General features: G+C 53.3%; 16 protein-coding genes, 1 tRNA gene and 1 riboswitch. Of the genes, 11 read left to right on the top strand and 6 right to left on the bottom strand.

What is annotated here, in order from left to right:
• Positions 1-79 precede the first annotated feature (79 nt).
• A tRNA-Asn gene (locus E1162_RS08655) sits at positions 80-154 on the bottom strand.
• Between the two features lie 265 nt (positions 155-419).
• A riboswitch (cobalamin riboswitch) is annotated at positions 420-634 on the top strand.
• Positions 635-756: 122 nt separating this feature from the next.
• Here E1162_RS08655 and cobU point away from each other — a divergent pair.
• Together cobU and E1162_RS08645 are read left to right on the top strand one after the other, a co-directional pair.
• Positions 757-1,308, top strand: coding sequence for a bifunctional adenosylcobinamide kinase/adenosylcobinamide-phosphate guanylyltransferase (gene cobU / locus E1162_RS08650; RefSeq protein ID WP_155129524.1), 552 nt, complete (start codon positions 757-759; stop codon positions 1,306-1,308).
• Between the two features lie 298 nt (positions 1,309-1,606).
• Positions 1,607-3,058, top strand: coding sequence for a cobyric acid synthase (locus E1162_RS08645; RefSeq protein ID WP_155129521.1), 1,452 nt, complete (start codon positions 1,607-1,609; stop codon positions 3,056-3,058).
• A 17-nt stretch (positions 3,059-3,075) separates the two neighbouring features.
• Here E1162_RS08645 and cbiB read toward each other — a convergent pair whose 3' ends face one another.
• The 3 genes from cbiB to E1162_RS08630 form a co-directional block, all read right to left on the bottom strand.
• Positions 3,076-4,080 (bottom strand): adenosylcobinamide-phosphate synthase CbiB, encoded by a 1,005-nt coding sequence (gene cbiB / locus E1162_RS08640; protein ID WP_155129518.1) that lies wholly within the window; start codon positions 4,078-4,080, stop codon positions 3,076-3,078.
• A gap of 18 nt (positions 4,081-4,098) precedes the next feature.
• Positions 4,099-5,085: a threonine-phosphate decarboxylase CobD gene (gene cobD, locus E1162_RS08635; protein ID WP_155129516.1), complete on the bottom strand. Its 987-nt coding sequence runs from the start codon at positions 5,083-5,085 to the stop codon at positions 4,099-4,101.
• Positions 5,086-5,196: 111 nt separating this feature from the next.
• Entirely contained in the window at positions 5,197-7,500 is a 2,304-nt protein-coding gene (locus E1162_RS08630) for an autotransporter family protein (RefSeq protein ID WP_155129513.1), read from the bottom strand.
• 307 nt (positions 7,501-7,807) lie between these two features.
• On the opposite strand from E1162_RS08630, the gene E1162_RS08625 reads away from it, so the two are divergent.
• Positions 7,808-8,050, top strand: coding sequence for a hypothetical protein (locus E1162_RS08625; protein ID WP_155129510.1), 243 nt, complete (start codon positions 7,808-7,810; stop codon positions 8,048-8,050).
• Here E1162_RS08625 and E1162_RS08620 read toward each other — a convergent pair whose 3' ends face one another.
• Positions 8,051-9,460: a cytochrome P450 gene (locus E1162_RS08620; RefSeq protein ID WP_155129508.1), complete on the bottom strand. Its 1,410-nt coding sequence runs from the start codon at positions 9,458-9,460 to the stop codon at positions 8,051-8,053.
• Positions 9,461-9,712: 252 nt separating this feature from the next.
• Between E1162_RS08620 and E1162_RS08615 the strand changes: the two genes are divergently transcribed.
• The 3 genes from E1162_RS08615 to E1162_RS08605 are packed head-to-tail and all read left to right on the top strand — an operon-like array spanning position 9,713 to position 11,684.
• Positions 9,713-10,117 carry an ExbD/TolR family protein gene (locus E1162_RS08615; protein ID WP_155129505.1) on the top strand — a complete coding sequence of 135 codons (405 nt, stop codon included), beginning with the start codon at positions 9,713-9,715 and terminating at the stop codon, positions 10,115-10,117.
• A complete protein-coding gene (locus E1162_RS08610; protein ID WP_155129502.1) occupies positions 10,114-10,503 on the top strand; it encodes an ExbD/TolR family protein in 390 nt (129 codons plus the stop codon). Before E1162_RS08615 ends, E1162_RS08610 begins: the two co-directional genes overlap by 4 nt.
• Positions 10,503-11,684: an energy transducer TonB family protein gene (locus tag E1162_RS08605; protein WP_155129499.1), complete on the top strand. Its 1,182-nt coding sequence runs from the start codon at positions 10,503-10,505 to the stop codon at positions 11,682-11,684. Before E1162_RS08610 ends, E1162_RS08605 begins: the two co-directional genes overlap by 1 nt.
• 11 nt (positions 11,685-11,695) lie before the next feature.
• Here E1162_RS08605 and E1162_RS08600 read toward each other — a convergent pair whose 3' ends face one another.
• Positions 11,696-12,658 (bottom strand): class I SAM-dependent methyltransferase, encoded by a 963-nt coding sequence (locus tag E1162_RS08600; RefSeq protein WP_155129496.1) that lies wholly within the window; start codon positions 12,656-12,658, stop codon positions 11,696-11,698.
• Positions 12,659-13,112: 454 nt separating this feature from the next.
• Here E1162_RS08600 and E1162_RS08595 point away from each other — a divergent pair, with 454 nt between their 5' ends.
• The 5 genes from E1162_RS08595 to E1162_RS08575 all read left to right on the top strand — a co-directional run bounded on the left by E1162_RS08595 (position 13,113) and on the right by E1162_RS08575 (position 18,805).
• Positions 13,113-14,135 carry a sugar ABC transporter substrate-binding protein gene (locus E1162_RS08595; protein WP_155129493.1) on the top strand — a complete coding sequence of 341 codons (1,023 nt, stop codon included), beginning with the start codon at positions 13,113-13,115 and terminating at the stop codon, positions 14,133-14,135.
• Positions 14,136-14,269: 134 nt separating this feature from the next.
• A complete protein-coding gene (locus E1162_RS08590) occupies positions 14,270-15,781 on the top strand; it encodes a sugar ABC transporter ATP-binding protein (protein ID WP_155129490.1) in 1,512 nt (503 codons plus the stop codon).
• Positions 15,778-16,803, top strand: coding sequence for an ABC transporter permease (locus E1162_RS08585; RefSeq protein ID WP_155129487.1), 1,026 nt, complete (start codon positions 15,778-15,780; stop codon positions 16,801-16,803). The genes E1162_RS08590 and E1162_RS08585 overlap by 4 nt, the downstream gene beginning before the upstream one ends.
• 5 nt (positions 16,804-16,808) lie before the next feature.
• A complete protein-coding gene (locus tag E1162_RS08580; protein ID WP_155129484.1) occupies positions 16,809-17,834 on the top strand; it encodes an ABC transporter permease in 1,026 nt (341 codons plus the stop codon).
• Positions 17,834-18,805 (top strand): sugar-binding transcriptional regulator, encoded by a 972-nt coding sequence (locus E1162_RS08575; protein WP_155129481.1) that lies wholly within the window; start codon positions 17,834-17,836, stop codon positions 18,803-18,805. Before E1162_RS08580 ends, E1162_RS08575 begins: the two co-directional genes overlap by 1 nt.

The following is an 18,805-nucleotide window of genomic DNA, read 5'->3' as shown; positions in this document are numbered from 1 at the left end:
GCTTGCTCTACCACTGAGCTACCGGGGAACAATTTTACCTCAAGCGCTAAACGCGAGGATTTCTTTCTTTAGGTTTGGATGGCTCCCCGGGCCGGATTCGAACCAGCGACCAAGCGATTAACAGTCGCTTGCTCTACCACTGAGCTACCGGGGAACGTTTTCTTCAGAAACGCGCCGTGGCCGTTTGTGTGAGGCAGCTTTTATAAAAGCGTGATGGATTTGCCAAGCCCGTTTTTTCAAAAACAGGCGGATTGTGGACAGAAATCACCTAAAATTTGTGGGATAAATGCGATGGGATTCCGCAGAGAATCGCAAAATGGCGGGAATCTGCGGTTTTTTCGCTGTCCTGCTCCTGTGGGTTGATTTTATCAGATTGACAGTCTGCCTACGTAAATTCATGCTAATAGCGAGTTCTTTCAGTGTTTTTTCCGCTGCGTGGTCGTTTTTACGTTGCGTTTAAAGCTGGGAAAAATGAAACGGGAATGCGGTCTGAGTAGTTTTCAGGATGCCGCAGCTGCCCCCGCAACTGTGAGCGGAAGCATAGCCTCATACGCCACTGGCAATTCGAGCCGGGAAGGTGGGCACCATGCGCGATACCGCAAGCCAGGAGACCGGCTGAAGAGAGCAAAACATCAATTCCTGTCGGGTGGACTGGAGGTAAGGCACTATGATTTTCTCTGTTTTAGGGTGCGCGCGTCGGCCCGCGCCATGTGACCCACTGGTGTACCTCAGCTTTCTATGTGAGGCGCTTCCATCATGAGTGCTGTTAGCCGAGCCAACAAAGTGCTTGTTTTGGGTGGAGCGCGTTCTGGTAAGAGCCGGTACGCGGAGCAGTTGGTGCGTGGGAGCGGGAGACCGATGTCTTACATCGCAACCGCACAGGCTTTTGACGATGAGATGTGCTTGCGCATATCAAAGCATCAAACCGATCGAGGGGAAGGCTGGCTGACTATAGAGGAGCCGCTGGAGCTGGTGAGCGCATTGCGAGAGGCTGATAAGGATGGTCGTGCGGTGCTGGTAGACTGCTTGACCCTGTGGCTCTCGAACCTGATGCATGCAGAGCGGAGCTCGCCTTCCGAGTTTGAACGGTTGGCAAAGGTGGTTGGTGAGCTATCCTGTCCAGTGGTTTTCGTCAGTAATGAAGTAGGTCTTGGTATCGTGCCTGAGAACGCTCTTGCCCGCGCGTTTAGGGATGAGGCCGGACGCTTGAACCAGCGTCTGGGAGAGGTTTGTGACCATGTGGTGTTTGTTGCAGGCGGGCTACCTATGCAGCTGAAACCATCTCTGTCACCTCCGATCACCTTATAAAAGGCGGCGTTTTAATGCAGGCCGAGTGGGTGCGTGAAAACTCTCTCTCAATGCGCATGTATGAACTAATGCTGATCTTCGTGAAGTGACGGTTTAACTTCAATAACTGACTTTATCGCACTGATAAATATGAATTAATTTTCACAGGTGCGCTTGTCTCATCAATTAAACAAGTGGTCAATCTGCTGTGAGGCTGATTATGGCTAGGCCGCTTCCACTGGTTGATGGTCGCTAACAGAGGCGATCCTTTTTCTATCCGCACTGCCAAAATGTTGGGCCATGCGAGGGAACTATAAGAATGAAAACACCCGCTGTAATGGTGCAAGGCACCGGTTCCAATGTTGGCAAGTCTATGCTGGTTGCAGGGCTTGCGCGTGCTTATGCCAATCGCGGCTTAAAGGTTATGCCGTTTAAACCGCAGAACATGTCCAACAATGCTGCTGTGACTATGGATGGCGGCGAGATCGGGCGGGCGCAAGCGCTGCAGGCCCTTGGGGCGCGAGTACCGACTAGCGTTCATATGAACCCCGTTTTGCTTAAGCCGGAATGTGATACCGGCTGCCAGATTATTGTGCAGGGTAAGCGGTTTGGTACATTGGAAGCACGTCTGTTTGGTTCTCGTAAAGGTGAGCTTCTTCAATATGTTATGGAGAGTTTTTCAAAGTTAGAATCAAATGCTGATCTGGTGTTGATAGAAGGTGCCGGCTCGCCTGCCGAAATCAATCTAAGAGCGGGTGATATCGCTAATATGGGCTTTGCCGAGGCGGCGGATGTACCTGTCGTGCTTGCTGGCGATATTGACCGAGGCGGCGTGATCGCAGCAATCGTCGGTACGCACTGCGTTTTGGAAGACGCGGAAAAGGACCGCATCAAGGCGTTCATCATCAATAAGTTTCGAGGTGAGCCGCGCCTGTTTGATGATGGGCTTGATGAGATTGTAGCGCGAACCGGCTGGCAGAGCCTTGGTGTTGTGCCTTGGTTCAACAGAGCCGGTGAGCTGCCTGCCGAAGACGCGTTAGACCTTGCAGATGGTTTCGAGCGCGGAGCCATCAAAATTGTCGTTCCAGTCATCAGCCGCATCGCGAACTTTGATGACCTCGACCCGCTGCGCATGGAGCCTTCTGTCTCGCTGGAGTTCGTGGGGCCGGGCTCTCCGCTTCCAGGTGATGCCGATATCGTCTTGCTGCCGGGTACCAAGGCAACCATTGCCGACCTTGGTTTCTTCCGTGAGCAGGGCTGGGACATTGACCTTGCCGCCCATGTTCGCCGTGGGGGTAAGGTTATTGGCATTTGCGGCGGCTACCAGATGCTTGGCAAGCGCATTAGTGACCCTGAGGGCATTGAAGGCGGCGGTGATGTTGAGGGGCTTGGCCTGTTGGATATCGAGACCATTCTAACCGACGACAAGACCCTGACGCAGAGAAGCGGAACGCACATTGCGAGCGGAGCGCCAATCAGCGGCTACGAAATCCATGTGGGGGTTAGCGAAGGGCCTGACTGCTTGAACCCAGTCATCCGCTTTGAAGATCGTGTTGACGGTGCGGTTAGTCGTGGTGGCCAGATATGGGGCACCTATCTGCACGGTCTGTTTGGCTCAGACGCGTTCCGTGACGCGTTTTTGAGGGGCTTTGGCGCCTCCGGGGCGGTTACCTATGATGCGCAGGTGGATAGCGCTCTGGACGCGCTTGCAGAGCATCTTGAGCGCACGATGGATCTAGACCGCTTGCTGGAGATTGCACGGGCGCGATAGCGCCCGTCTTGCCAGCCTTAGAAGATAGAGACCGCATCAAAAGCGCTGCGGTAAACAAACGCTGTAACTATGGCGATTGGAATGAACTGAAGAACACAAACGCCGAAGAGCATGCGCAGGGCGCGGGTAATATCCTCATAGGTGGCTTCTCGGCGGCCATGAACGTTCATGTAGGTATCGTCTACGTGATAGCCTTCGTACTGGCGCGGGCCAGCAAGTGACAGACCAAGCGCATAGGCCATTGCAGCTTCCGGCCAGCCAGCATTTGGCGAGCGGTGCAGGTCTGCATCCTTAAACATACCCTCAATGGCCTTGGCAGGGTTTGCAGGCACCAGTACAGCGCTGATCGCCACCAAAAAGCCTGCAATGCGCGAAGCTGGCAGGTTTACAAGGTCATCAAGGCGGGCTGAGGCCCAGCCGAAGGACTGATGGCGCGGGGTTTTGTGGCCAATCATGCTGTCTGCGGTGTTGATTGCCTTGTATGTAATCAAGCCCGGAAGGCCCGCGACGAGTAGCCAGAAAAGCGGCGCGACTACACCGTCGGAGTAGTTTTCGGCGCAGCTTTCAATGGCAGCGCGGCTAATGCCAGCTTCATCAAGCGCTTTTGTATCCCTGCCAACAATCATGGATACGGCTTTTCGCCCGCCATCCAAGCCTTCATCACGCAGGGCGTTTCGAACTGCCGCAACATGCCGGTAGAGGCTGTTCTGGGCTAGGAAAATCGATGCAATTATGCCGGTGCCAATCCAGCCATACGGAACTTTTTCCAAGCCGTACTGGATCAATACGCCGATAGAGGCCGCGAGAGCGACGAGTAGCAGCAAGAAGAAAACGCCCATCACCTTGCGCGTACGCGGGCCTGCTTTGTTCCAGTTTAGTAGCTTATCCCCCAGCCCGATAAACTTGCCAATGATGACAACGGGGTGGGGAATACGGCTCCATAGGCGCTTAGGGTCGCCAATGATGGCATCAAGCAGCAAAGCAAGGCAGCAAACAAGAAGGATATGCCCGTAAAACAGCATGGCAGGCCTCGTTAGTGGTTATTCTTTTAGGGCCTTGGCCAGTCGGGCAAGGTCTTCATCATTTTTAGGAAGTCCAAGGCGGATCCAGTGGGCGCTATAGTCGAAGACGCGCGTCCAAATGTGGTGCCTTGCAAGTTGTTCGTGAAGAGTGTTGGCATCACCCACCGAAATGAGGGTGAAGAGCGGTGTTCTGCCAACTATCTGTATTTTCTGAGCGGTAAGTAGCTCGTGCAGGGCGTGGGTTCGCTCCCACAGGTGCTCCATAGTCGCACGGTGCCAGTTTGTATCGCGCAGCGCTTTGGCGCCAATAGCAAGGGCAGGGCCGGAAACTGCCCAGCTTCCAAACTGCTGTTCCAGCCAGTTTACGATTGGCTTTAGCCCAACAGCAAAGCCAAGACGAAGCCCAGCTAGGCCATAGAATTTGCCAAAGGAGCGCAGAACAACGACAGGCTCATCGTTAAGGTGGGGCAGAATGCTGATATGCGGCATAACATCGGCATAAGCTTCATCCACGATCAACGTACCGCCTCGCGCTTCTAGCATTTTGGCTAGGGCGAGGAGGTCTTGCGGGCTGTAGCTCTGGCCGGTTGGATTATTGGGGTTCACCAAAACCACAAGGCAGCAGCTATCGGGAACTTCTTCTAAGCGCGTCACCCGCAGAGGCGTGAAACCTGCTGCCTTCCAACTTTCTTCATGAGAGGCATAGGTGGGAGAAACGATAGCAACTTGCTGCGGCCTAAAAGCGTAAGGTAGGCGCTGGATTAGAGCCTGCGTACCGGGGGCGGCAACGCAGCTAAGATGCGGAGGCACACCATAGGCCATGCGGGCCGCTGCAATCAGCTTTTCTTCTGCTGCTTCCTCAGGCAAAGGCAGAAGGCTTTGCTGCCAAGCGATATCGTGAACCGGATAGGCGATTGGGTTGATACCTGTCGACAGATCTAGCCAGTCGCCAGCCTTACCGCCGAACTGCTTGATCGCCTGTGTCAGGTCACCGCCATGCTTCATAATCGCTAATTCCTTTTGACCTGCCTATTTACAGGTAGCGGCTTGCGATTGTCACAGGATAGCGGCGATTGTGAGCGCTTATCCGCAGGAACTAGTGTTTTCGGCGGGTAACTACCAGCGATAACGGATGCGGCCGGTGGCGCCCAACTCATTGCCATGAGAGTAAAAAGCACTAGTAAGCCCTGCTGCAATATCCACTTTCGGTGTTATCTGCCCTGTAAGGCCAATGCCGCCTTCAATGCTATGGGCTCCAAGATTTCGCCCTTGCTGGGTAAAGGAGCCAAAGCGCGAACTGGTGACTGTAATGTCGTAGGTACCATCTCCGCTATTTGCCCAGTCGTAGGCGTAGCGGGCAAACGCCAACGCGTCCACGGGGCGCTCACCAGCGGATAGCGGGATCGTAGCATCCAAGCCAATACCGGTTTTGAAGCTGTGTTCACTGGCTGAACTGATGGAATAGCCAAAATCTCCGCCGCCTGTCTCGTTTACGCCGTCCTGCCAGTATCCAGCGTAAGTGATGAGTGCGCTGGGCGTGAGTATCAGCTCTGGCGAAACGACCATATCGCGGGATGCTTCAAACCCTGCGTAAAAGCCGTTGGCAGAAAAGTCTCCAGTCGCCTTGGTACCGGTAAACTGGCCGATGTTCTGGTTCGTTCGTGAGGAGGAGTTGTCGGCGTAGTAGTAGCCTGCCAAACCCGAAAGCGAGAAGTCATAGAGCAACGCAGCGCCATAAAGACCGACAAACAGGTTTGCTGCGTCAATGGATTGGCTTACGAAATCGTGGTTGGTGAGACCTTGGTAACCAATCGCGGCAAATAGGCCAGCGTAGCCATCTGGCGATGAGATCAAGTCACTGCCGACCACAAAGTCCGCTAGGGCTTGGTTATATCCTGCAAGCCTGTCTCCTTCGTGCACTTGCCCGTAGTTGCCAAGTGCGTTTGCCCAGAAATAGCGATCGTTCTCTGTCGCTTCTTGCAGGTTGTTGGAAAGCGCACGACGAGCTGTTGTTCCGCGGCCCAAAACTGTCTGGCTCATAACGTTCATGTGGTGCAAGCCAACGGTGATGTAGGAAGCGTAAGGTTCTGCGTGCACATTTTGAAATCCGGTCAGATTGTTGTTTGTCAGTCGGGAAACGGCGGTCGTGAGCGGCGTTGCGTTGACGAGTGGAGTTGTCGGGCCGCCGCTACCGCCTGTGGTGCCGTTGACGGGCGTTTGTAGATTGGTTGCCGTAATGGCGGAAACGAGCTTCTGTCCGTTTTGCGATGGCGTTACTTGAGGCTTGGTTATCAGCTGTGTTGGAACTGCAGAGTTGTCCGTAAAACGCAGCTGTACAGCATTGAGTGCCGTCGGTGAGGGAACCAGCGATACCGAAACGGCTGCGGGCAAGGTGCCACCTGCTTGTACAGTGACCGCATCACTATCAATGGAGCTTGCCGTCAGTACTGTGTAGTCGTTGCCCGCTGGATAGTCTGCAGGAGTTGCCGTGCTATTGGCTGTCTCCACCTGCACCGTCAGTTTATCTGCACCCGTTGTTTCCAGTTCAACGGCCACGAGGTCGGCGTTTTGCAAGGCGAGCGGGTCAACTTCAGCCACCAACGTGGAGGGCTGCCTGATGTTCAGCTTGCCTACAATCGAGAGCGTGCCAATAGAGTTTCCCGGCTCTATCGTTCCGCCAAACTGGTTGAAGTTGAGCGTGGTGATTAGGCCGGTACCGGCGATCGTTCCGAAGTTGTCAAAGCCGATTGTTGAGATACTGGACCCATTATCCAGCGTGAGCTTTGACTGCGCAGCAATTGCCGTTCGGGAAATGCCGGAGGCCGTTGACCCGCTAAACAAAACATCTGTTGGCTGGCCAATGAGCGTTCGGACTTGATAAGCGCCAAATATGAGTGAGGTGGGGTCTTGGATAGTAACGGTATCCAGCGTCATGGAACCCGAACTATCCGCAAACAACAGCTTGGAACCTTGAGTGTCAGGGTCTTGAATGCTCTGAAAGCTGAATGTGCGGCCCGCGCCGATCGTGGAATTCAAAAAACTGACGACGATTGGCCCAGAGAGTTGGCCAGCACGCTTGGCATAGGTGAAGGCCGGTGCCGCTGCAGGTGTGAAGGTAGAGTTTGCAAATAGAAAGCTGGTAAACCCGTCAGGGTTTGTGGTGTTGAACGGCGCGTACACCAGAACATTCCCACCGCTATCAAATGTCGAATTGAAGAAATCGACCTCGGACTGTGAGCCAGCGCAATACCGCTGCTCGCTGGTGAGGGTCTTGCCGTTAATGGTTGTCTGCGCGTTGACGATGAAAAAGGGCGTCGGGATGCCAGCGCAGTAGGCTTGGGCCTCGTTGTTTTGAGCGAGCCAGAGCGGCGTGCCGCATACAACAGAAAGTGCAAGTGACTTTAAAGCGATGCGCTGCATTAATTCCCACCATCCCCGTTGTTCGACGATGGAAGTGTACTGGACGATGCTTGGGGTATGTAGAGCCTGCGTGGTGGGAAAATGCCGATCGTTGCTACGTCGTCACATTGTAAAAACTTTCAGATTTCTGATGGTTAGGCCCTTTTCTAGATGTAGTTTTATCAGCTTGTTTCCTCTCGTTTGAGAGATTGAATGTGGGTGTTCTGATGACCTCATCCCAGTTCTATGGGTTGACCGATCTTACTCAAAGAAATAAGAACAAAATAAGAACATATGTGGTTATAGACTCAGGAATACCGGTAGGCCAATGCGTAGAACACGAGCGGAAAAGGACTTTGATCAAAAAGCACTGCTAGAACACTTGGGTCTTGTGCGTCGTCATTTGGTGAAGGCGCGGGCGACGCGCAATCCGCGCTCTGGCCTTGCGCGTTCCCTTGATGGTGTCATTGCGGAGATCGACGAGCTTGCTTTGGTTATGACCGGAGAGCGGGACTATTTCTTTTCCCGCGGGTTTTCCGGCCAGATGCGAGGGGCAGCAGAGGGTAGCTAACTATTCGCTCTCGCTGGGCGGCAAGGCTTCGTTTCGGCGGAACGCTCTGCAAACGATGCTCTTTCGCGGGCGCGTCGTTAGCCTTGCGGTTGGTTCTACCTTCTCTGGTTCCAGAACGCTCATTTCAAAGCTACGGGTGAGCTGGGCAAGTATCAGCGTGGCTTCTGTTGTTGCAAAAGCTGCGCCTGTACACACACGCGGGCCGATTCCAAACGGGATGTAGCTGGACGGTATGATTTGTTTTTCCCGCTCTGGAGAAAAACGATCTGGGTCGAAATACTCAGGGTCCTCCCATAGCTTCAAATGGCGATGCAGCAGCCAAGGGGATATGACGACCATCGTACCGCGCTCAATTTCGTGTCCGCGTAGGGTGTCATCCTGCGTTGCAACGCGGGTAATAAAAGGTACGGGCGGATAGAGGCGCAGTGTCTCGCGAAAGACGTTTCGGGTGAATGTTAAAGACTTTATAGCTCGAAACGATATCGGCCCGTCACCGACTTGCTCAGCGACTTCGCCTCGGATGCGGCGCGCAATTTCTGGCCGCTGAGAGATAATGTAGAAAGCCCATGTCAAAACACTGGCGGTGGTTTCATGGCCAGCCAAAAAGAACACTGCGATCTGGTCAATGAGTTCTTCGCGGCTGAATGGCTTGCCGGTTTCCGGATCTCGCGCGGCGAGCAGGTCCGCGCAGATATCATCATACGCGTCAGCCTCAGCGCTTTGCCGCGCATCAACCATTTTACCAAGCTCTTCACGGATAAAAGCGCAAAGCTTGACGACCTTTCGTGGCTGGCGAATGGGGCTGAATGCCTTTGCGCTCAACACAATGCGAAGGTCTATCTGAGGTACCGCTTTTTGATACTTGGCAAAGGCCTGAAAAACGGCGCGTGCCGACTTTCCCTCAATGGGAACAGAGAAGATGGTGCGGAAGATAATGTCTGCCGTTAAGTAGCTCATTTCCTCTTCAAGGCAAAAGCGCTCACCGTTTTGAGAAAGGTTCAGCCAGTGCGCTTCAAAATCACGAAGAGCGCCTTCCATTTGAGAAAACGCCTTTTGAATTCGCATATGCGCGAACGAAGGGGCTACCATTTCCCGCTGGGTCTTCCATTGGTGCCCGTTGGAAATAAAAATTCCGTTGCCAACCAGAGGCTCCAGTGCGCCCACCATCAGATCACTTTTGGGGTATTTATCGCACTTTTCTACGAGCACCCGCCGCAATTCTGTAGGGTCGTTGAGAAAATAGATCGGCCTCCGGCTGATTGGCACCAGAGCAAGGCGGGTAGTGTACAGCTCCTCCGGTAGCAACCTCAGCAAATCTCTCCCGCGATTAAAGAGAATGCGGCGCAGCAGTCCTTCTTTTGTACGTAAAACGGGGGCAGGCGGGCGGTAGGCCGAAACATCCGCTGTCATGTTGGATACCCATAAGGCAGGAGGTAAAAATGCTTTTGTTGGAAGCCTACCAGAATGGGGAAAAAGCGCGTCCTTTGGTTTTAACGGGAAGGAACCTCGGGGGACTTAGTCTTTAGTGTAGGTGCAGGGCGCTCCGCGCTTTGTTTTTGTGTTCCCTACGATATTTATGGGTGACTTGATCGGGTGATTTGAGTAGTCCTACAGGCAAGAAATTTCCTAGTGTTATTTGCTCTAACCACTTGCTGAGGGGACATGAAACTTGCCAGCAGGCGGCGGCGCGTAGTTGCTCCGGCGCTAACTTCTCTCATAGATGTTATATTTCTGCTGCTCATGTTCTTCATGTTGAGCTCGACCTTTGCCTACTATCAGCGTCTGGATTTGAGCGCTGGGGCGGGTAGTGCGAAGGCTTCGGCTTCGCCACCTGTTGTTATTGCGGTGCAGGGCGAAGGGTTTGTTGAACTCGGTGGCCAGCGCGTTCCGGTAGAAGCTCTTTCAGGTTTGCTTGAGGCTAAAGACCTGCCCGCTGAACAAACATTGGCAGTGCTTTCCAGCAAGGGCGCAAGTGTTCAAGACCTTGTCGCGGTGCTGGAAGCTATTGAAATGGCAGGCTTTAAGGCAAGCTTGGTGACCTCCTCAAAACCGGAGGAGCCGAAATGAAGCTGGAGCCGCAAAAGCAAAAAGCAACTTTTGATAGCACTATCCCGCTGATCAATGTCGTCTTCCTTATGCTCATTTTCTTTATGGTTGCGGGAACGATCACAACAGGAATGCGGGCCGATATCATTCCGCCAACGGTCACTGCGACAAGCGAGCGAGAGCAGGTAGCCGAGGCCGTTTTCATCGATAGCAGTGGCCGGTTGTTTATAGGTGACAACGAGCTGGAGCCGCAGGGAATTCCAGCAGGGCCTTATACCGAAGAAAACCCGTTAACGCTCGTCGTGGACCGCTCTCTTTCTGCTCAGCAACTTACCGAAATTCTATCTGCTTTGAAGGCTCAGGGCATTGGTTATGTGGCGCTTGTGACCGAGCGGGGTGGTAACTAGTGCGCGGCAGGCTGCTCTACAATTTGGCTCCGGTGCTGGCAGGGCTTACGCTGTCCGTTGGTGTGCATGGCATGGTTCTGTCTTTGCTGCCGGATGATGATATGAGCGCGCGAACCGAGGGCGGCGGCTCGCAGCGCGTTGCGTTGGTTGGCTCTTTAGAAGACCTGATCGAGGGGGCAGCTGTTTCACAGCAGGCAAGTAAAGCGGACGAGCCAGAAAGCACATCAGCTCCCGATGAAGTGGAAAAGGTTGAGGCGGAAGAAGGCGAGATAGAAGCTGTTGAGGAGCCTTTGCATGAGGTTCCGGCAGATGAGCCAATCTCAAAACCTCGATCAGAAAATGATCAGTCTCCTGATGTGAGGCAGCAAGAACCTGCGCCAGTGCCACAGGCAGCAGAAGAGCCACAAGTGCTGCAAACTCCGCCAAGGCCTCAGGAGCGCACATTGCCCGATAGTGAGGCTGAGTTTGAGTTCCTGCTTGATCCTCAATCAGAATTGGAAGTTCTAAAGGCGCCAGAAACACCTACAGAGCAGCGTGAAAAAGACGTTGAGCCTGTCATAGCGGAAGAACAGCCAGAGCCAGAGCCAGAGCCAGAGCCAGAGCAGGCGGCAGAAGTTGAAGCTGAAGAGCTAAGCGAACCCGAGGTGGCGGCGGTGCCCGTGCCTCGTGCTGCACCTGCGCGCCCAAAGGTGGAGAAAGTAACAAAGCCTGCCAAGCAGGAAAAGTCAGTAAAGCCATCAAAACGGGAGAAAACCGCAAGACCGGCGAAACAAGCAAAGCAAGCTGGCTCTAAAAAGAACAGCGTGAAGGGGGCTTCTGGAACCGCAGCAAAAGCCAAGCCTGCCACAGCGGGAAAATCCTCTGCAAAGAAGACCAGCGGCGATGGTGGCCGCACAAATTATCTTGGGCGTTTGAAGCGCAAGTTACAAAACGCGGCTAACCGAAGCTACCCGAACTCTGCCCGCCGCCGTGGGATTGAGGGTACAGCAGCAGTGACCTTCAAGCTTTCGCAATCAGGCGGAGCGTCTTCTGTTCGCCTGCGGCGCTCAAGTGGCAACAAGGACCTTGATGCCGCTGCTGTCAAAGCAGTCTCGCGAGCGGCACCATTTGGCCAGCGGCCTGCAAGTATGGGCACAAACTATATCGAGATTACCGTTCCGATCCTGTTCCAAATCCGATAGCCGCTGCTGCGCTAAAGCTTTCTGGCTACTACAAGGATGCCGGTTTCGTTTTTGATCTCGGTATCTGCCGAAATTTCCGCTTTCATATCGTCTGGCAGGCTAGCAAAACTTTCGCCTGGATGAACGGTTTGAATGGTGAAACCTGCCTGCTTTAGCAGTTTGATCAAAGAGTACGCGGAAAATGAAATCGTGTGGGGTTCGAACAGAACCCCGCCGCGCTCGCCCTGCTTCAGGCGGTTAATCTGATCTGCGCCATCCGGCACCTCAACAACAAAACGGCCGCCGGTTTTCAGTGCGCGGTGAACCGAGTTGAAGAACTCCGGCACCTTGCCGATAAACAGGTGCTCAACAATGTGGCTGGCTACAACGCCATCGACCGCGTTTTTCAGTTTGTCAAGGCGGGTTAGTTTTACGCCGAGTTCGGATTTTAGAATTTTCTTGGAGTAGGGGTCCGGCTCATCGGCATACTTTGTTCCGGCCTTTGCTTCTTTGAGAAGGATGCCGACACCGCAGCCAATATCCAGAATGCTCTTCTCCGGTCCATCCTCAAGGTAACGAAGATGGATGCGGGCGCGGCGCAGCATGCGGCTGTATGTAGGTGAGCTCAGGAATGGGTTGGAAGGCTCGTAAAACTTGCCTGTGTGCATGCGAAAGGGCTGCACATCCTGCTGATAATCCTTCTCGTAGTAATCATCGAGCTCGAAATCCAGATGCGGTACAAACGTCATGCCGCAGCAGTTGCAGCGAACGTGCAGCAGGCGGGCGAACTTTTCGCTGTTTACAAACGGGTAGGCTGCCACCTCCACATCAGCGGAAGGGCGGTCACTACAGCAAGACCAGTGGGTTTTAAGTTGGTCGAGCGACAGGAAATGGGGAGCATTGTCTCTGACCTTGATGCGAAAGCTCGCGTACCGGTCATAGTTTTTCTTGAAACTCTCAAGGAGGCCAATTGCCTCTTTATAGTCCTTACTCATTTTGCCCGCCCGTTATCTCCTGAATTGGGGGCATTATACAAACTCCGCGAACGGGGAAACTCCCGCAGAAAAACCGCTATGATTTGTGACTTGTATTTTGTTGGAGGCAGCCTGCCAGATCGGGCGTGGTGCGCGTCAAGCTGGCGGCGGGGATACCATATCTAGCCCGCACATGCAGATGACTTAGGGATATCCAACATAACTATCGTCATCAGGCTCTTCAGAAAATAATCGCAATTTCAGAGATTTGTGGTCGATCTATGTGGATCTGATGCCGCCCGATTTCGTGAGAGTTGACCTGCGGTAAATTTTATTCATTGACATATATATCAGAGAATCGATAGTAATTACACGTACTGCAAGATATTTCATTGGGACGAAGTTTGGGTGCTTGCAGGTCTAGAATGGCGATGGGGTTTTCTACTCGCCAACCCACGGCAAGGAGGAGTGCGAGATGGGTATTTTGGGAAAGAACGCATTGCTGCGCGGGCTTCTGGCCTCTTCGATTGTGCTGAGCAGCTCAGTCGCTTTCGCTGGAAATGACGGTAAGCGTATTGCATTTTTCGTATCGGATTTGTCGAACGTTTTCCATCAGAGCCAAGCTGCCGAGGCTCAGCGTTACGCTAAAGAAAAGTATGGCGCGGAAGTTGTCGTTTTTGACGGGCAGGCCGATTCTGCTGTTATGACGCAGAATGTGGATCAGGTTATCGCTGGCGGTTTTGATGCAGCGACCCTGCACATCTGGGATGCGGAAGCAGCAACACCGGGCGTGAACGACGCGCTGGAAGAGGGCATCGTAATGACCTCGTTCTTCAGCCCTATCACCGACACCGGTATTCCAACAGCACGCAGTGACGAGGCAACCGTTTCATTTGAAATGGGTGCGCAGATGGCTAAAGCTTGGATGGAAGTCCATCCTGACAAGCCAATCGTAATGGTGCAGTTGGGCTGGCCTAACCATACAGAGGTGAACTCCGGCCGTACGCAGCCATTTGTTGATGGTGTTCTGTCTGTTGCTCCAAACGCCGAGAACCTTGGCGCATTGGATTCCAGCGCAGGTCAGGAAGCTGCAAAACAGATCATCGTTGATCTGCTGACACAGCGCCCGGAAGTAAACCTCATTTACTCTGAAGCTTCTAACCTGACTGTCGGCACCATGGCTGGTTTGTCCCAGCTTGGCCGCGGCAAGTTCGATAACGGTAAGCCTCTTACCGAGATCGTCGCTAGTGTTGACTTTGACGCTGTCGAGTTTGAGCAGGTTTATGATGCCAACTCATCCTTGAAAGTTTCCATGGGCCTTCCTCCGGTAGAAACCGCGCAGGGCCGTGTTGATCTGATCATGGACATCGTTGAGGGCAAGGTAGAGCCAAAAGCGGATACTGCAGAAGAGTTCTTCTACAAGGCCTACACCATCTCCTACTGGTCGATGGAACAGGCTGACGCGAAGGCGTGGCTGAACGCACAGTTCGGCGGTTAAGCCTCCCAGACGCGGTGCGTTAAGTGTGGCACCTTCCAGCGCGCCTTGATGCTCCGCGTCCATTTTCATTTTTGAATTTTCGCTAAGGCGTCTTTCTCACTAAGGCGCTGCCGCTCCAAGTCCAGGAGAATGACTTGTCAGTTCATAGCGACACCTTTGCCCTAGAACTGGATGGCCTGTCCAAGGAATATCCCGGGGTACGCGCCGTTGATAATGTGAGCTTCACCGTTGAGAAGCGCACGGTTCATTGCCTCGTGGGAGAAAATGGGGCGGGTAAGTCAACGCTGGTCAAGATGCTAACGGGAGCATTGCGGCCAACGTCCGGCAAAATCTATGTAGCGGGAAAAAACCACACGCCGACCAGCCCGCAAGAGGCAAGGGAAGGCGGTATCGCTACGCTTTTTCAAGAGCTTCATGTTGTTGATGAGCTATCTGTCATCGAGAACCTTACTCTTGGTATGGAGAAGAAGCGTTTCGGCTTTTTTGTAAAGTCTGATCTTGAAGATCGTGTTGTTGCAACATTGAAGGCTATCGAGCCATCTATTGATCCGACTGCGCCGGTTTCGTCTCTCAGCGTTGCACAAAAACAGATTATTGAAATTGCCCGCGCTGCATCATCAGGCGCTGACATCATTATTATGGATGAGCCGACGGCGGCTCTTTCAGAACGTGAGGTTGAGCGACTTTTTGGTGTTATTCGCCGACTACGCGAAAGCGATGTAACGGTTATCTACATTTCCCATAAGCTGGACGAGATTTTCGAGCTGGGGGACAACGTTACTGTTCTGCGCGATGGCAAGCACATTGTTACCAAGCCGCTATCGCAGGTAAACGGACGCTCTGAACTGATCGAGTTGATGATCGGTAGACCGGTCTTTCAGGACTATAAACCAAGAACGACCGTAACCGATGAAGTGGTACTTCAAGCTTCCGGCCTATCCAACGCGCTGCTTAAAGATGTCTCCTTTGACATCAAAAAGGGCGAGATCGTTGGCTTTTACGGGCTGGTTGGCGCCGGTAAAACCGAGATCGCCAGAGCAGTGTTCGGGGCAGACAAGTATTCCGGTTCCATCGCGCTTAATGGCAAACAGGTTGGCCATTCTCCGCGTGAAGCCATTGCCGCTGGTATTGCGTTGGTGCCGGAAGAGCGCCGCACGCAAGGGCTGTTCACCAGTCTTTCTATCCGCGAGAACATCCCTGTCATGAATTTGCCGCGCATGTCTGCCGGTGGGCTTTACCGCTCTGCGGATGAAGTGAGCGCTGCGCAGGAATATGTTGAGCGTTTACGCATCGCGACGAGCTCCATCGACAAGCACACAGAAAAGCTTTCCGGCGGTAACCAGCAGAAGGTTGTTTTCGCTAAGTGCCTATTTTCCCAAGCTGAGTTGCTGCTTCTTGATGAGCCGACACGGGGCGTTGATGTGGGCGCCAAAACAGAGATCTACGAGATAATCAAAAATCTGGCCGATCAGGGCGACGCAGTTGCGGTGTTTTCATCGGAGTTGGAAGAGGTGCTTGGCATCTGCGACCGCATCTTTTTGCTGTTTGATGGTGTCGTCAGAGAAGAACTTGCCAACGGGCCGAACATTGACATTTCACATATCTTGAATGTGGTCACCGGCGGAGGGGAGGCCGCCGTACAATGACGAGTGTTGCAGACTTCTTACCTCAAAAAGAAACAGGTCGGCGCATGAGCGACGAGAGCTTTATTACGCTCTTGGTGGTTGGTGTTGCTATCGGTTTGTTTCTGCTTGCATCGGCTGTTTTGCCGAACTTCTTCCAGTTTCAGAACCTTGTTAATCTGGTGACCAATAACTGGGCCGTTATCTCGCTCGGTATCGGTGTTTCGTTTCTTCTGGTTTCTGGAAACTTCGATTTGTCGGTGGGCGGTGTTGTTGCGCTATCCGGCGTGCTCTCTGTTTATTTTGCGCAGGCAGTAGGCGGCGCTAACCCACTGTCCAGCGGGCTTGGTATGCCCTATGTGCTTGCCATCATTTGTGCCATGGGCGGAGCGCTAGCCATTGGAGCGTTGAATGCGCTGTTCGTGGTGCGCTTCAAGATCCCTTCAATCATCGTAACTCTTGGAACAATGATGGTGGCACGCGGTGTTGCGCAGGTTATTACCCACGGCTCGCAGCGAAACACCAACCTTCCTGACAGCTTTGGCTTTCTTGGCAACTTGACGATGTTCGGTACCTCAATCAAGCTACCGGTTGTGCTGATGGTGGTTCTGCTTCTCGTCGCCGTATTTATTGAAAAGAAAATGGTTTTTGGCCGTGTGACTTACTGGATTGGTTCTAACCCGGTTGCGGCGACACTTTCCGGCATCAATCGCGGCTGGCATGTAACCAAGCTGTACCTGTTTAGCGCTGCTATTGCAGGGGCCGTTGGTATTTTGCTCGCATCGGAATTCAAGTCCGGTTTCTCCAACCGTGGTCTGTTGATGGAGTTTGATGCGCTGGTCATTGCGCTGCTTGGCGGTGTGGCGATTGCTGGTGGTTTCGGCTCGGTGATCGGTATGTTCTTCGGCGCAATTATTCTGGCTGTTGTTACCTCTGCTGCCACCGGTCTGGTGCTCTCTCCCGACTGGCAGTTTATTCTAAAAGCGATTGCCGTCTTCCTCGCCATCATGGCGCAAACCTGGGCGCTTGCCCTACGCAATAGGTGAGTGAAATGGCAAACATGATTGAAAACTCACAGAGCTCATTGGGTTCCAGCGTCGCCAAGTTCCTGCGCGAGTACTACATCTACTTCGTTCTTGTCGCCGTTGTTGTATTGCTTGCTTCTGCAAACCTTGACCGGTTTGATCTGTTCGAGAGAGGGAACTTTCTCAACGAGCGCAATATCATCAACATTTTGCGCATATCGGCTCCACTGCTGGTTATCTGCGGCGCATTCACGTTGCTGATGGTTTCTGGCTACATTGATCTATCCGTTGGCAGTGCCATGAGCCTTTCTGCGGTGGTCTATGCGATGCTGGCTATCAACGGCGTACCGTTTCTTCCAGCCTTCCTGATAACCGTGTGCGTAGGCGTGCTGCTTGGGGCTATCAACGGCTTTCTGGTGGTTCGGTTGAAGATTACGCCGGTTATCGCTACGTTGATTACCCTAAGTTTGTATAAGGGCGTTGCGTTACTTCTTGTTGAAGACGGTGTTTCTGCGATCAAGTCCAGCGCGCTGGCTAAGATGCCGAAGTGGTTCAATGACTATGGCCGTGATGGCACATTGCTGAACCTGCCTGCTGCATTCTGGATGGCGGTCGCTGTGACGGTATTGCTGGTAATTGTTCAGCGCCGCGGCGTGCTTGGTAAGTACGCAGCTGCAACGGGCGGAAACCCGACTGCGGCCAAGCTTTCGGGCATCAATACGGGCCGCGTTGTGTTCCTTTTGTACGTTCTTGTTGGCGTTACAGCTGCGCTTGCAGGGATCGCCAGATCGTCGTTCATGTCTCTTGGCGATCCTTTGTCGGGCGACGGTATGGAGCTGACAACAATTCTTGTTGTGTTGCTTGGCGGTACCGCATTCAGCGGCGGGGAAGGTAAAGTTTTGAGATCGTTTTGCGGGGCGTTGATCATCATGTCTTTGACAGTGGGTATGCTGACCATTGTGCCTGCCTATTACCAGACACTTGTGCTTGGGGCTGCGCTTCTCATTGCTGCTGCGTCCAACCACCTTGTTAGCCGAAAGGGAACGTCCTGATGAACTTGGGCGCCCTAAACAGCGAACAGATGCGCCTTATCGCCAGAGTGCTCGTCATGCATTACGAGGAAGGCCACTCTCAGGCAGATATCGCCAAGGAGTTGGAGCTTTCTACCGCGAAAGTTAACCGCCTCATGAAACAGGGGCGGGAGCTTGGGATGGTTCATATAACCATCAAGACACCGCTGGTCCGTTTGTTTGATCTTGAAAACGCGATCTCGAAACGCTGGAACTTGAAGAAGTGTCTGGTTCTGCCAACGGTAGAAGGCAGTCCGGAAATCACACTCAATGAAGTTGGCAAGGGTGCTGCCAATCTGCTGCTCAATAGCATTCGCGATGGGGACACTATCGCGATCTCCGGCGGTAAGACCATCAGCGCTATTATCGAAAACATGCTGCCGGAACAGGCCTATGACGTAACCGTTGTGCCAATGACCGGCGGCATTCAGGGCAAGCACTACACAGACGTGAACCATATCGCCACGTCGATGGCGGAGCGGTTGAACGGCAAGGCGACTTTGATCCACGCACCGCTGCACGCTGCATCCAAAGAGGAGCGGGACATCATCATGTCTTTGCAGTCGGTGAGCACGGTGATGGATGAAGCGCACCGCGCTGCTGTTGCTGTTGTTGGGCTTGGTGCTGTGGTTGGCGATAACGCCACCTACTATGAGGCCCATCCGGTTTCCGAAGAGGACCGCTCAGCCCTTTATGCCTCCGGTGTACGCTCGGAGTTACTCGGCCATCTGGTCAAAGAAGACGGCAGCTTGTCGGATAGCGACCTCAATTCAAGGCTCGTTTCCCTATCTCCTGAGAAGATGGTGAAGATACCCGTCTGCATCGGGGTAGCAGTGGGAAGCGACAAAGTTGAACCAATTATTGCAGCTCTGAACGGTAGCTATGTAAACGCGCTTGTTACAGACGAACAGACCGCAGCAGCGATGCTTGAAAAGGAAAAAGTCCATGCTTGA

Origin of the sequence: Pseudovibrio flavus, from assembly GCF_009711345.1 — a bacterium.
Lineage (GTDB): Bacteria > Pseudomonadota > Alphaproteobacteria > Rhizobiales > Stappiaceae > Pseudovibrio > Pseudovibrio flavus.
This window is presented reverse-complemented; position numbering and strand designations above follow the sequence as displayed.